The sequence below is a fragment of the Pokkaliibacter sp. MBI-7 genome (genome assembly GCF_029846635.1).
Lineage (GTDB): Bacteria > Pseudomonadota > Gammaproteobacteria > Pseudomonadales > Balneatricaceae > Pokkaliibacter.
This window is the reverse complement of the sequence record NZ_JARVTG010000001.1, coordinates 2,894,327-2,908,334: the sequence shown is the minus strand read 5'-3', so window position 1 is coordinate 2,908,334 and position 14,008 is coordinate 2,894,327. Positions and strand designations below refer to the sequence as shown.

Here is a 14,008-nt window from a genome sequence, read left to right as displayed (position 1 = left end):
TAAAAATATAATTGTTAGCAATCTGTGGAATGCCGCCATGTCGGGAAAAGGTTTAGTCGAGCTCGTCTCCGTTCATAAATCCTACGGGAACCGCCCTGCCGTCACGGACGTGAACCTGCGCATTCCCAGCGGCGCCTATTGCTGCCTGCTTGGCCCCAGCGGCTGTGGTAAAAGCACCACACTGCGCATGCTGGCAGGTCATGAGGCGGTGACCGAGGGCGACATCCTGATGGACAACCGCAACGTCACGCTGTTGTCTCCCACCCAGCGTGGCACCGCCATGATGTTCCAGAACTATGCCCTGTTCCCGCATATGAACTGCCTGGACAATGTCGCCTTCGGTTTACGGATCGGCGGCATGAAAACCGCAGAGCGCCATGCCCGTGCCCGCGAACTGCTGGCGCTGGTGAATATGCAGGATTACGCCCAGTCATTCCCCGATCAGCTGTCAGGCGGCCAGCAACAACGTGTGGCTCTGGCCCGCGCACTGATTACCGAGCCGGATGTGGTGCTGCTCGATGAGCCGCTGTCAGCCCTTGACCCCTTCCTGCGCATCAAGATGCGCAAGGAGCTGAAGTCCATCCAGCAGAAGCTCGGTCTGACCTTTATTCACGTCACCCACTCGCAGGAAGAAGCCTTTGCGCTGGCCGATCTGGCGGTGGTGATGGAAGGTGGCCGTATTCAGCAGATCGCCGAGCCTCGTGAGCTGTTTGAGCAGCCCGCCACACCCTTTGTGGCGCAGTTCATCGGCGGCCACAACCTGCTGACGGCGCAGCCCGGCGCACGCCAGAATGATCAGGTACAGCTGCATTTCGATCCGCAAGGTTCGGGCTGGATCGACAGCCACCGTCTGCCTGCCGGACAAAGCGAGCTGTCCTTTTCAGTGCGTTGCGATCACATCGACCTGCAACCGGGTCAGCACCCGGCAGCAGCGGGTCAGTTCGCAGTGACCGCCAGCATCAGTGATATCGAGTTCCAGGGTCAGTTCATCTATGTCGAGTGCACAACCAGCACCGGCAACACCCTGATGGCCTATCTGCCCGACCGTCATTTTGGTCAGCTGCCACTGCATGTGGGTGATCTGGTCACCCTCAGCTGGTCAGCGCAGCACCTCAATCTGTTTCAACCGCAGCACCTCAACCCCACCGCCCAAGTCGCGCAACCCGCTATGGCGATCTAACCAATCATCTTTGGAGAAAGCGTTATGACCCAGCAGTACGACGAAGCCACTACCCCAGCCGCAGCTTCTGCCGAGGCGGACACCAGCAATAGCAGCCTGATCAGCCGCCGCAGCCTGATCAAGGGTGCCGGTGCCCTGTCAGCGGTTGCCGTGGGCTCCGGAGCCATCACCGGCTTCCCGATGATTTGGGCACAAAACATCAAGAACGTGACGCTGCGTCAGTTCGGTACCGGGGTTTCCAACCTCAACGATATTGCCAAGAAGGCCAAGGAGGATCTGGGCATCAATCTGGAGCTAACCGCACTGGATTCCGATGCCGTCGCCCAGCGCGCCGTGACCCAGCCCAACTCCTATGACATCGCCGATATCGAATACTGGATCTGTAAGAAGGTCTTCCCAGCAGGTGTCATGCAGCCGATGAATGTCGAGCGGATGAAGAACTTCAGCAAGATTTCGCCGCTGTTCATCAACGGTAAGCTGACCCCCGACTCGAAAATTGCTCAGGGTACGGCACCCCATACCGTTGGCTTCGTCGAATCGGCCGACAGCAAGACCTTCGCCAAGGAACCCACCCAGTGGATGACGCTGATCCCCACCATTTACAACGCCGATACCCTGGGTATCCGTCCTGATCTGGTCGGCCGTGACATCACCACCTGGGCCGACATCATGGACCCAGCGTTCAAGGGCAAGGCGTCCATCCTCAATATTCCTGCCATCGGCATCATGGATGCGGCGATGATTGCCGAAGCCATGGGCAAGGTCAGCTACGGCGATAAGGGCAACATGACCAAGGAAGAGATCGACAAGACCATCGGCCTGCTGATGGAAGCCAAGAAAGCCGGTCAGTTCCGCGCCTTCTGGAAGTCTTTCGATGAGTCGGTCAACCTGATGGCTTCCGGTGAGGTTGTCATCCAGTCCATGTGGTCTCCCGCCGTGGCCGCGGTGCGCAGCCGTGGTATCGCCTGTAAATATCAGCCGCTGAAAGAAGGCTATCGCGCCTGGGGCGGCGGTCTGGGTCTGGCCAAGCACCTGACCGGTCTGGAGCTGGATGCCGCCTACGAATACATCGACTGGTATCTGTCTGGCTGGGTTGGCGCCTACCTCAACCGTCAGGGCTACTACAGCGCTGCGCCGGAAACCGCCAAGAACTTCATGTCTGCTGACGAGTGGGGTTACTGGATGGAAGGTAAAGCGGCGGCAGGCGACATTCTCAGCCCCGAAGGCAAGGTGATGGAAAAAGCCGGTGCCGTGCGTGATGGCGGCTCCTACGCCGAGCGCATGGGCCACGTGGCCTGCTGGAACTCGGTCATGGACGAGAACAAGTACATGGTCCGCAAGTGGAACGAATTTATCGTTTCCTGATGACGGCATCGCGTCATCACCGTTAGCCGGACCAGCCCGCACGTGCCCTCCACGGTGCGTGGCTGGCCCGGCCCCATGCCGTATTCTGCAAGGATTTACCGATGAACAGAGGCCTTCTTTCCGTCAGCCATTTGCAGGCCCTGCCGCTCAGCCTGACGCTGTTGATGTTTCTGGTGTTTCCCATCGCCGTGATCATCATCGTCAGCTTCTGGGACTATGACTCCTACCAGCTGATTCCGGGTTTTATCCTCGATAACTACCAGTATCTGCTGACCTCATCGGTGACCTGGCAGGCGTATCTGAACACCTTCAAGTACGCCATCAGTACCTGGCTGATAACGCTGGTGCTGGGCTTCAGTATTGCTTACTACCTGGCGTTCCATATTCGCACGACCCGGATGCAGACCCTGTTGTTCATGCTCTGCACCATCCCTTTCTTTACCTCCAACATCATCCGCATGATTTCCTGGATTCCGCTGCTGGGCCGCAATGGCATGGTCAACAGCTTCCTGCTGAGCACCGGGCTGATCGAGCAGCCGCTGGAATTCCTGCTGTACAGTGACTTCTCCATCATTCTGGCCTATGTGCATCTTTACACCCTGTTCATGGTGACGCCGATCTTCAACACCATGATGCGCATTGACCGTCGCCTGATCGAAGCCGCCCGTGATGCCGGGGCGGCTCCCTGGCAGATTCTGCTGATGGTGATCGTGCCGCTGTGCAAGTCCGGCATTCTGATCGGCAGCATCTTTGTGCTGACCATGGTGATGGGCGACTTCGTTACCGTCAGCATCATGGGGGGCGGCTTACATGCCTCGGTGGGCCTGATCATCAAGAACGAAATTTCTTTGCTGCAATACCCGGCGGCTGCCGCCAGTGCCGTGGTACTGCTGATCACCGTGCTGATCATGCTGATGGTGATGTTCCGTCTGGTCGATATTCGCAAGGAGCTGTGATCATGGCCCGTACCACTGGCAACCGCCGCCCCAGGAGCTTCTACTGGCTGACTGCCCTGTTTGCCCTGTTCATGCTGTTTCTCTACGGCCCGACCCTGACCATTGGCATCCTGTCGTTTCAGGGGCCGAACGGCGGCCTGACCTTTCCGATGAACGGCGTCTCGCTGTACTGGTTCCACAACCTGTTTACCGAACAGCAGGTGGGCGACTTCGGTGGCTCCTTCACCCGCTCACTGCTGCTGGGCGTCGGCGTCATGCTCTGCACCACGGTCTTTTCGCTGCTGGCAGGCTTCGCCTACCGGCGCCGGTTTGCAGGCTCCAACACCCTGTTCTATCTGACCCTCGCCAGCCTGATCATTCCCTCGATCCTGATCAGCCTCGGCATCGGCCTGATGTTTGACCGCCTCGGCTGGGCACCGCACTGGTACAGCTCGGCCTTCGGTGCCCACCTGACCTGGACCCTGCCGTTCGGGCTGCTGATCATGTTTGCCGTGTTCAACCGCTTCAATCCCTCCTTTGAAGCAGCCGCCCGTGATCTTGGCGCCAGCCACTGGCAGACCGTGCGACTGATCGTGCTGCCGCTGATCGCACCGAGCCTGCTGGGGGTAGCGCTGTTTGGCCTGACGCTGTCCTACGATGAATTTGCCCGCACCCTGATGGTGTCCGGCAGCTTCAATACCCTGCCGCTGGAGCTGTTCGGCATGACCACCAACGTCACCACGCCGGTACTCTATGCGCTTGGCACCCTGACCACAGTGTTCTCCTTTGCGGTGATCACCCTGATCGTGGTGCTGATGTCGATCAGCCGACAGCGTCAGCAACATCACTGAGCAGGTGCTCCCGCTACTCCTTGCCAACAAAACTTGTCCGGCAATCGTCAGCGGATGGCCCTGCCGCCGCTGACCCTGCTTGCCAGCCACCTTCGCCGCCAGATCAGAGCCATCATGAAAATACAGGTCATCAATCCCAATGCATCGGCGTCCATGACGGCGATGCTGGCCCAGCAGTGTCAGGCCATTATCAACCCCGGCACGGCACTGCAGGTACGCTGCCTGCCGGACTCTGTCGCCAGTATCGAAGGCGCCTGCGACGGTGTACAGGCGGCCTATCACCTGCTGGATGCCGTCCGTCAGGGCGAAGTCGAAGGGGTACAGGGTTACATCATCGCCTGCTTCGATGACACCGGGCTGGATGCCGCCCGTGAGCTGGCCAGCGGGCCGGTACTGGGGATTGGTGAAGCCGCCATGCACGCCGCCAGCATGCTCAGTGTGCGTTACTCGGTGCTGACCACCCTGCCACGCTCTATTCACATCATTGAGCGCAATATGCGCAGCTACGGGGTCGACCGCCGTTGCGCGGGCGTCCACGCCGCTGATATTCCGGTGCTGTCGCTGGAATCAGACCCCGGCAGTTATGGCCGCCTGCGCAAGCTCGGCAAGCAGCTACTGGAGCAGGATCGCAGCGAATGTCTGGTGATGGGCTGTGCCGGCATGGCGCAATGGGCCAAAGCACTGCAGAACGATCTTGGTGTACCGGTGATTGACGGGGTGCAGGTCGCCCTGAAATGGGTGGAAGGACTGGTGCAGCTGGGTCTGGGCAGCAGCAAGCTGATCAGCTATCAGGCGCCCCGGCTGAAATAATTTTTAAACCTGACTATCAAGCTAGGTTATTTCAATAGCTCGTCACTATGAAACGAATTGGGTCAGTCAATTGGGCAAGCTGACCCGGCCCTACTAGTATTCTTTCCGTTGTCTCATTCCTGACAGGCCAATGAAATCTGTCTGCTTTTGCAAAGGCCTGCAAATCCTGCTTTGGAGAGAATAAATGACGTCCAACGGAAACAGCGGCGGCAAGTGCCCCGTAATGCATGGCGGTATGACCAGCACCGGCAAGTCAGTCATGGACTGGTGGCCGGAAGCGCTGAACCTCGACATCCTGCATCAGCACGATACCAAGACCAATCCCCTCGGCGCCGACTTCAACTACCGTGAAGAGCTGAAGAAGCTGGACGTTGACGCCCTGAAAGCAGACCTGCGTGCCCTGATCAATACCAGCCAGGACTGGTGGCCCGCTGACTGGGGTAGCTATGTCGGCATGATGGCCCGTGTGACCTGGCACGCTGCCGGTTCCTACCGTACCTCTGATGGCCGCGGCGGTGCCAACACCGGCAACCAGCGTTTTGCGCCACTGAACTCCTGGCCCGATAACGTCAACACCGACAAGGGCCGCCGCCTGCTGTGGCCGATCAAGAAGAAATACGGCAACAAGATTTCCTGGGCGGATCTGATCGCACTGGCGGGCACCATCGCCTATGAAGTGGCCGGTCTCAAGACCTACGGTTTCGCCTTTGGCCGTGAAGATATCTGGCACCCCGAGAAAGACACTTACTGGGGTGACGAAAAACAGTGGCTGGCGCCCAGCGACACCCGCTATGGCGACGTGAGCAAACCGGAAACACTGTCCAATCCGCTGGCTGCCGTGCAGATGGGCCTGATCTACGTGAACCCGGAAGGCGTCAACGGCAAGTCTGACCCGCTGGCGACCGCAGCACAGATGCGCGAAACCTTTGCCCGTATGGGCATGAACGACGAAGAAACTGTCGCCCTGACCGCCGGTGGTCACACCATCGGTAAATGCCACGGTAATGGCAACCCCGCCAACCTGAGTGCAGACCCCGAAGCCGCCGCCCCCGAATATCAGGGCCTCGGCTGGATGAACACCCAGGGTCGTGATACCGTCGTCTCTGGTCTGGAAGGTGCCTGGACCACCGAACCCACCAAGTGGGACAACGGCTACCTGAAAATGCTGTTCGGGCATGACTGGCATCTGGTGAAAAGCCCCGCCGGTGCAACCCAGTGGGAGCCGGTCAGTATCGCCGAGGAAGACAAGCCGGTTGACGTGGAAGATCCGTCCATCCGTCTCAATCCGATGATGACCGATGCCGACATGGCGCTGAAAGTAGACCCGATCTACCGCGATATCGCACTGAAATTCAAAGATGATCAGGACTACTTCTCTGACGTATTCGCCCGTGCGTGGTTCAAGCTGACCCACCGCGACATGGGACCAAAGTCCCGCTATGTCGGCCCGGATGCACCACAGGAAGACCTGCTGTGGCAGGACCCGGTGCCTGCCGGTAGCAGCCGCTATGACGTGGCCGCGGTGAAGGCCAGCATTGCCGCTTCCGGCCTCAGCATCAGCGAACTGGTCGCTACCGCCTGGGACAGCGCCCGCACATTCCGGGGCTCCGACTACCGTGGTGGTGCCAATGGTGCTCGCATCCGTCTGGCCCCGCAGAAAGACTGGGAAGGCAACGAGCCCGCGCGCCTGAGTAAGGTCCTGGCAGTGCTGGAGCAGATCGCTGCCGACAGCGGGGCCAGCATCGCTGATGTCATCGTGCTGGGTGGTAACGTGGGTATCGAACAGGCGGCCAAAGCTGCCGGTTTTGATGTCAGCGTGCCCTTTACTGCAGGCCGAGGTGATGCATCTGCCGCCCAGACCGATACCGAATCCTTCGCCGTACTGGAGCCGCTGTCCGATGGCTTCCGTAACTGGCAGAAGAAAGATTACGTGGTACACCCTGAAGAAATGCTGCTGGATCGTGCCCAACTGCTGGGCCTGACTGCCAGTGAAATGACCGTGCTGGTCGGCGGCATGCGGGTAATGGGCACCAACTACGGTGGCAGCGCCCATGGCGTATTCACTGATCGCGTCGGCGCCCTGACCAACGACTTCTTCGTCAATCTGACCGATATGAACTACAGCTGGAAGCCCACCGGCCGCAACAGCTACAACATCTGTGAACGCGCTTCCGGTGCCGTCAAGTGGACCGCCAGCCGCGCCGATCTGGTGTTTGGCTCCAACTCCATCCTGCGCGCCTACGCCGAGGTGTACGCTCAGGATGACAATCAGGAGAAGTTCGTGAAGGACTTTATCGCCGCCTGGACCAAGGTGATGAACGCCGATCGCTTCGATCTGCTGTAACCTGCCCATACCGGCGCCGTTCTGAGCGTGCTGCTCTCCGGCACGCCTCAGCACTCTGAACAACAGCCCGTGCAGCCCCGCTGCCCGGGCTGTTTTTATATCAGTACAGCCACCACTGGCCGGGCAGGACGATGGCTGCTAGCATGCCCCGGCCTGCAGCAGACGATCAGCGCTGTTGTGGGATCACTTCTCATCAGGCAAAAGGATTTTTGCATGAGCTACACACTGCATGTGGCCGAAACCAATGTATTCGGCAAAGGCAAATACACCAACGCACTGGGCAACACGGAATGCGTTGAGTTTGTTCTCCAGACCACCAACGCCCCTCAGACCTCCCTCTGGAAGCGCGGCAAGAAAGTGTCCGAAGCCCGTTTCAACGAAATCCCGCGCGGTACCGTCATAGCTACCTTTGACAGCAGTGGCAAATACCCGATTGACGCCCTCGGCAAACACGCCGCCATCTATCTGGAACATAACAGCCAGGGCATTGTGGTACTGGATCAGTGGAATGCGCAGGGCGAAGTGAAGCAACGCACCATCCGCTTTAATCGTCCTGCAGGTACCAAGCGCAGCAACGACGCAGACACCTTCTATGTGGTGGAGTAAGACGATGGCGTGGCATAACAACAGGCGGAGTAAGACGAGGAGCCGAAGCACCCGGCAGATCAGCTCCGGGCTGCTCAGTACCTGTCTGCTGCTGGCAGGCATGGCAGCACAGGCGAACGATGAGCACCGCACTCAGGACTGGCAGTGTCCGCCTCAGATCAGCGAAACCCCCGTGGTCAGCAGTCAGCAGCCGGGCTGGCAGGTGCTGCTCGGCAGCGGTCAGCGCTCACTGGACCGCGTCGGTGTCTATCTCGGCCCGCTTACTGAGCTGGCGGAGCAGATTCCCGATCAGAGTGAGAACAGCGCGGGTATCGCCACTGACACCTGGCAACTGCGCCGTGCCGCAGATGATCACTACCTGATCGGCTGCCGCTATACCGACACATCGGCCATGCTGCTCAGGGCGCTGCCAGACACTGTGCAGCAGTGTCAGGCGCGCTATCAGCTCACGCCCTCCGGCCAGCGCCAGCAACTGCTGAGCATACGCTGCGAGTAATCCACAGTACGGCGCCCAAAAAAGAACGCCCGGGCAGGTCAGCCTGCCCGGGCGTTATCGCGTCAACATCAGCGCTGTCAGGCTTTAAAAATACTGACAGCATCACTCAGCTCGCGGGCATGATCTCGCAGATCACCCGAAGCCGTGACGGTTTTGTCTACCGCATCCTGATTACTGCCAGTCATGGTGGCGATCAGCTCGATACGCTGGGTCATATCGCCCATCGCGGCCTGCTGCTGTTGCAATGCCACCACAATGCCCTGCACATGCTGATTGATATGCACAGTATTGTCGCGAATACCACCAATCGCCTGACTGGTGACGTCAGTTTGTGCCACGCCACGGCGTGAGGCTTCCACACTCTGCTCCATGACCTTCACTACCTGCTCCATACCCTGACGGATGGTGTCGATCTGGCTGGAAATTTCTACCGTAGCCGAGCCGGTCCGCCCCGCCAGACTGCGCACTTCATCCGCCACCACCGCAAAGCCCCGGCCAGTCTCTCCGGCACGGGCAGCTTCAATGGCCGCATTCAGTGCCAGCAGGTTGGTCTGGTCGGCAATTTCGTGGATGGTACGGGTGATGCTGGCAATCTCATCGGTCTGACGATTGAGAGCGTGCACCTTCTCGGCGGCGTTACCGATATAGTCGGCGATGGAGCGGATATCCGAGGCAGAAGTGCGAATCACCTCTTCACATTCGTTGATGGTGTTCTGTGCCTCTTCGGTCTGGCGGCCCACCACAGATACTTCGTGGCTCAGCTGCTCGATACCCTGGAACATTTCCTCGGCGGTGACCGACATGGCGCGGGTTGCGTCGTTCTGCGAGTGCACGCTGTGCTGCATGGCCTGTGAGGCCTCAGACAGATGCTCGGAACTGTCCTGCACTTCCCGTGACAGGCTGCGGATATTGCCGGTGACGCTCTTCAGCTGATCCTGCATCTGCTCCAGTGCTGCCAGCAGACTGCCCGGCGTACCGGAAATACGCTGGCTCAGATCACCGGCAGCAATGCGGTGCGCCAGATTAACGGCCTGTGCCGGCTCACCACCGAGAATACCGAATACCCGACGGTAGAGCGCGCTGCCGCCAAGCAGCACCAGCACACCCAGACCAATCGCCATGCCGACGATTAGATTACGCAGAGCCAGGATGTCGCTCATGTTCTCGGTAACCAGTTTCTGATTACGTTGCTGTACATCTTTAACCAGCACATCCAGCTGCTCCGCCAGCGCCAGCGCGCGATCGTCAAAGCCGGTATCGGGCTGCTTCATCAGTGCATTACCCACCTCACGACCCTGAGTAATGTAGGCTTCCGCCATTTTCTGGCCGATCTGATAGTACTGTTCTGCCAGTGAACGGGTGCGGCTGATATCGTTCCCGAACGCTGTATCGATTCGCTGGATTTCATCCAGATTGGCCTGCAGCGCCTGATAATGCTCCTTGGCATCATCAAAGCCATCGCGGTCGCCGGTAGCGCTGGCATCGGTCAGGAACTGCTGTACCTGCACCACATGGAAACGGGCTTCGGTCAGGTTGGAGGTCAAACCACCGACAATCAGATGCTCGTAGTCATCATCTTCGACAATATGGTTGAGACTGATATAGCTGACCAGCGCCAATGCCAGCAGCAGCGCAATCATGATGGCGTTAAAGCCTATCAGTACCGGCTTGAGTTGAGAGTTTTTGGGCAACATAAGCACTAATCCTTGTTCAAAAAATGAACATATCTATATTGCTGGGGATACTAGGGAGAGCAACGGATGGCGTCAATCCTGACTTTTTATCAAAGCATCGATTGACTGATGTTGAACAAAATCTGGCAGGAAAAAGTGGACCCGAACGGGTAATGCCAGTCAGTTAAGCCCAACAGCTTGACCTTTTGCGCCCTGAAACGAAAATCCGATGCTTGTTTTGAGCATCGGATTTTTTATGCGACTGTCCCGCGCCTTGGCACTGACTCACGAAGCCGCTTCTACTACTCACGCCCTTGATGAACTGGGGGCGCTGCTTGATCCAGACCTGGTCAGCACCGCACTGGAAACGGCGGGAGTGGCGACCTTACGTAAGCGACGTCTCCCCCTTGAAGCCATGATCTGGTGCGTGATCGCCATGGCGTTGTTTCGCCGGATGTCAGCCTGGGATGCCGCTAGCCGTATGGGCATCATGCTGCCTGGACAGAGGCCATTGGTAGCACCCAGTGCCATCGTGCAAGGTCGGCAACGCTTGGGCAGTGCGGCGGTGCGAGAAGTCTTTTCCCTGACGCAACAACGCTGGCATGCCAGCGCCAATCACCCCACCTGGGCGGGTTTGCGCCTGCTCAGTGTCGATGGCGTGGTCTGGCGCACACCGGATACGGACGACAACCGCAAGCACTATGGCAGTGCCAGTAACCAGCATGGCGATACCGGCTTTCCTCAAGTGCGCATGGTCTGCCAGATGGAACTGACCAGTCACATGCTGGTGAGCAGTGCTTTTGCCGGCTACCACAGCAACGAGATGAAGCTGGCCGAACAACTGATCGACAGCACACCCGATCACTCGCTGACCTTGTTCGACCGTGGCTTCTATTCGCTGGGGCTTCTTCATCGCTGGCAACAAACAGGCACTCAGCGCCATTGGCTACTGCCGCTGCGCAAGGATGCTCAATATGAGGTGCTATACAAGCTGGGACGCCAGGATGCCATCGTCTCGCTAAAGACCTCGCCGCAGGCGCGTAAGCAATGGCCCGAGCTGCCCGACACGCTACAGGCCAGGTTATTAAGCAAGACCATCAAGGGCAAAGTCCGGCAAGTACTGACTTCGATGATCGATCCTCTGCGCTTTCCGCCAGATGACATCGTGGATCTGTACAGCCAGCGTTGGGAAATCGAATTGGGCTATCGAGAAATGAAGCAAGGCATGCTCGCGGGTCACTACACACTGCGCAGTAAAACGCCGGAGATGATTGAACAAGAGCTGTGGGGCGTACTGCTGGGGTACAATCTGCTGCGTTATCAAATGCTGGAAATGAGTCGCCACTGCCCTGGCATCTCCCCCTGCGAAATGAGTTTCACCGCCTGCACCTGGGCGATCCTGGGCTTCTTGAACGGGGTCTCTTTGAATCATCCAGGCAACATCCCTCGCTACCTGGCTGAACTACAGGCTTCGGCCATGCACTACGTCCTGCCTCATCGACGTGAGGAGCGCAGTTACCCGCGGGTGGTCAAGCCCAAGCCGTCCAAGTATCCGACCAGAAATAAAAATGCCAGTCAGCTTAACTGACTGGCATTACCCGAACGGGCCCACTTTGCAGGAAAGGGCTTAGCTCAGCAAGGCGTCGATATCGTCCTCTTCGGATTTGAGTGTGGTCCAGTCATCAAATACCTTGCTCAGGTCCAGGTTCAGCTTTTTCGCCAGATCCATGGGGAAGTGGGCCATCTGCTCCTCTTCGCTCTGACCCTTCTTGTCGCATTCGTTGATATAGGTGGCCAGGTAGATCAGCGCCGCATAGGCGGAGAATCCACCTTCCAGCGGCTTGATCTGCCCACGGATAGCTTCCTGAATTTCTTCGGGGAATTTCCAGCGGCGGGCCAGCTCGACACCGACATCGGCATAGTGATAGCCCAGCATGTTTTCCTGCAGTTCAACGCGGTTGCCGCCGTGTGCCACCAGCGTATCGATCTTGCTTGCCTTGTCTGGTTCGCCCATATGAATCAGCAGCTCACCGATGGAGTGCATCATGCCGCAGGTGAAGGCCACTTCGCGGTCCACCTTGGCATGTTTGCCAAGCATCTTGCACAGGCTGGCGACGTTGAAGGTATCTTTCCAGAACTGGCGTTTATCAAGGCCGGGAACATCCACAAAGGCCGAGGTCATACCCGAAGCCGTCACCAGTGTACGCAGTTGCGAGACTCCCAGCAGCACCACGGCGTTGCTGATGGAAGCGATTTTACGGCCGACGCCGTAGCGGGCGGAGTTCGCCAGTCGCAGTACCTTGGCCGCGAAGGCCTGATCCTTGGCAATCTTGCTGGCGATTTCGTCGGCGTTGGCCTTGTCCGAACCAAAACTTTCCGTCAGCTCCTGCACCACTTTCGGGATGCTGGGCAGGTTGTATACGTTATTGAAGAGTGATTCTACCGACATGACCCGTCTCCTTAGCCTTTTGTCACCTCGCCGGGTGCAGAGCCAGCCGCCCTGCCCGATTGACTCAGTATAGGCCAGATACTCAACTAACCAAGAGACGGCGGCGGAATCCCTTACTTTGTTGGCGTCAGAATCACAGCCTCTGGCAGCTCTCTGGGCATCGCCTGCGGCTCCTGCTCACTGATTTTGGCAGCAAACTCCTGCAGCGGTACGTCCTGCTGCCGGTCCGCCTTCCAGGCCAGATCGCTGAGCAGATAGGCGCCCATCAGTCGGGCACAGGATTCCAGCGCATGCAGATGGGTGCGTTCGTAGCCGTGGGTGGCATCGGTACCGAAGGTGATCAGCGCCGGGCGGATATCATGTCCGGCCTGCACCGCCGACACCGCATCACTGTAATAGAAGCGGAACACATCCCGTTGCCAGGGAATATCGTGGCGACGGCACAGGTCGATCAGATGATGACTGAGGTGATAGTCAAACGGCCCGCTGGAGTCTTTCATCGCGACCGTCACCCCGGTTTCCCGCGCGTTCTGGCCACTGGCCACCGGGCCGATATCAATGCCGACAAACTCGGTAATGTCATCATCCAGCGCATGGCCTGCGCCAGAGCCCACCTCTTCTGACAGGGTAAAAAGCACCTCGGTGGTCAGCCGCGGCTTGAGCTGATGGCGCTGCATGGCCTCCAGCGTCGCCAGCACTGACGCTGCTCCGGCCTTATTATCCAGATGACGGGAAATGATAAAGCCGGTATCGGTGATTTCCGGGTGCGCATCAAACGCGACGAAGTCCCCCACTTCCAGCCCGGCCGCGCGGACATCGTCAGCACTCTGCACCGCCACATCCAGCCGCACCTCTACCTGATCCCAGTTCACCGGCTGAGTATCAATAGCCTCGTTGAAAGCATGTCCGGCCGCCATCAGCGGCAGTACCGTACCACGGTACTGGATACGCTCACCGAACAGAGTGACCCGCCCGCCCTCGGCAAAACGGCTGGACCAGTGGCCGATGGGCGTGATCGCCAGCCGGCCATTCGGTTTGATCTCGCGCACCATAGCGCCAATGGTATCGAGGTGGGTGACCAGGGCACGTTTCGGTCCGGCCACTTCACCGGGCAGGGTTGCACAGAGGGTACCGCGGCGGCTGAGGGTGTATCCCACCCCCAGCTCCTCCAGACAGCGCCCGACGTAATAGACGATGCTGTCGGTAAAGCCAGTGGGAGACGGGATCGCCAGCATATCCAGCAGGCGACGGGTGAGATAGTGGGTATCGATGGCAGGGAGTTTGGGTAGCATGGGCATA

Annotated in this window: 12 protein-coding genes; 9 read left to right on the top strand and 3 right to left on the bottom strand. The window is 58.6% G+C overall.

The annotated features are described in order from the left end of the window. The first annotated feature begins 37 nt into the window (after window positions 1-37). The 8 genes from QCD60_RS13020 (at window position 38) to QCD60_RS12985 (ending at window position 8,587) form a co-directional block, all read left to right on the top strand. Window positions 38-1,180: an ABC transporter ATP-binding protein gene (locus tag QCD60_RS13020; RefSeq protein WP_279785964.1), complete on the top strand. Its 1,143-nt coding sequence runs from the start codon at window positions 38-40 to the stop codon at window positions 1,178-1,180. Window positions 1,181-1,204: 24 nt separating this feature from the next. Beyond that, entirely contained in the window at window positions 1,205-2,545 is a 1,341-nt protein-coding gene (locus QCD60_RS13015; protein ID WP_279785963.1) for a PotD/PotF family extracellular solute-binding protein, read from the top strand. Between the two features lie 101 nt (window positions 2,546-2,646). Next, the gene (locus tag QCD60_RS13010; RefSeq protein WP_104152676.1) at window positions 2,647-3,501 is read left to right on the top strand and encodes an ABC transporter permease; all 855 of its coding nucleotides are present in this window, start codon (window positions 2,647-2,649) and stop codon (window positions 3,499-3,501) included. A 2-nt stretch (window positions 3,502-3,503) separates the two neighbouring features. Beyond that, window positions 3,504-4,331 carry an ABC transporter permease gene (locus QCD60_RS13005; RefSeq protein WP_279785960.1) on the top strand — a complete coding sequence of 276 codons (828 nt, stop codon included), beginning with the start codon at window positions 3,504-3,506 and terminating at the stop codon, window positions 4,329-4,331. Window positions 4,332-4,385: 54 nt separating this feature from the next. Then, window positions 4,386-5,141 carry an aspartate/glutamate racemase family protein gene (locus tag QCD60_RS13000; RefSeq protein WP_279785958.1) on the top strand — a complete coding sequence of 252 codons (756 nt, stop codon included), beginning with the start codon at window positions 4,386-4,388 and terminating at the stop codon, window positions 5,139-5,141. Window positions 5,142-5,325: 184 nt separating this feature from the next. Next, window positions 5,326-7,485, top strand: a complete 2,160-nt coding sequence (gene katG, locus QCD60_RS12995) for a catalase/peroxidase HPI (protein WP_279785956.1) — start codon at window positions 5,326-5,328, stop codon at window positions 7,483-7,485. Between the two features lie 213 nt (window positions 7,486-7,698). Then, entirely contained in the window at window positions 7,699-8,091 is a 393-nt protein-coding gene (locus QCD60_RS12990) for a BPSL0067 family protein (RefSeq protein ID WP_279785954.1), read from the top strand. A gap of 4 nt (window positions 8,092-8,095) precedes the next feature. Beyond that, complete coding sequence (locus QCD60_RS12985; protein ID WP_279785952.1) at window positions 8,096-8,587, top strand: STY0301 family protein; 492 nt, start codon at window positions 8,096-8,098, stop codon at window positions 8,585-8,587. Window positions 8,588-8,664: 77 nt separating this feature from the next. On the opposite strand, the gene QCD60_RS12980 is transcribed toward QCD60_RS12985, so the two are convergent. Then, window positions 8,665-10,281, bottom strand: coding sequence for a methyl-accepting chemotaxis protein (locus QCD60_RS12980; RefSeq protein ID WP_279785950.1), 1,617 nt, complete (start codon window positions 10,279-10,281; stop codon window positions 8,665-8,667). A gap of 235 nt (window positions 10,282-10,516) precedes the next feature. Here QCD60_RS12980 and QCD60_RS12975 point away from each other — a divergent pair, with 235 nt between their 5' ends. Beyond that, on the top strand, window positions 10,517-11,848 hold the full coding sequence (locus tag QCD60_RS12975) for an IS4 family transposase (RefSeq protein ID WP_279782914.1): 1,332 nt from the start codon (window positions 10,517-10,519) through the stop codon (window positions 11,846-11,848). A 39-nt stretch (window positions 11,849-11,887) separates the two neighbouring features. Here the strand turns inward: QCD60_RS12975 and QCD60_RS12970 are convergent, their stop codons facing one another. Both QCD60_RS12970 and QCD60_RS12965 read right to left on the bottom strand, forming a co-directional pair. Beyond that, entirely contained in the window at window positions 11,888-12,709 is an 822-nt protein-coding gene (locus QCD60_RS12970) for an HDOD domain-containing protein (protein ID WP_279785948.1), read from the bottom strand. A gap of 113 nt (window positions 12,710-12,822) precedes the next feature. Then, the gene (locus tag QCD60_RS12965; RefSeq protein ID WP_279785946.1) at window positions 12,823-14,001 is read right to left on the bottom strand and encodes an osmoprotectant NAGGN system M42 family peptidase; all 1,179 of its coding nucleotides are present in this window, start codon (window positions 13,999-14,001) and stop codon (window positions 12,823-12,825) included. Window positions 14,002-14,008: the final 7 nt, after the last annotated feature.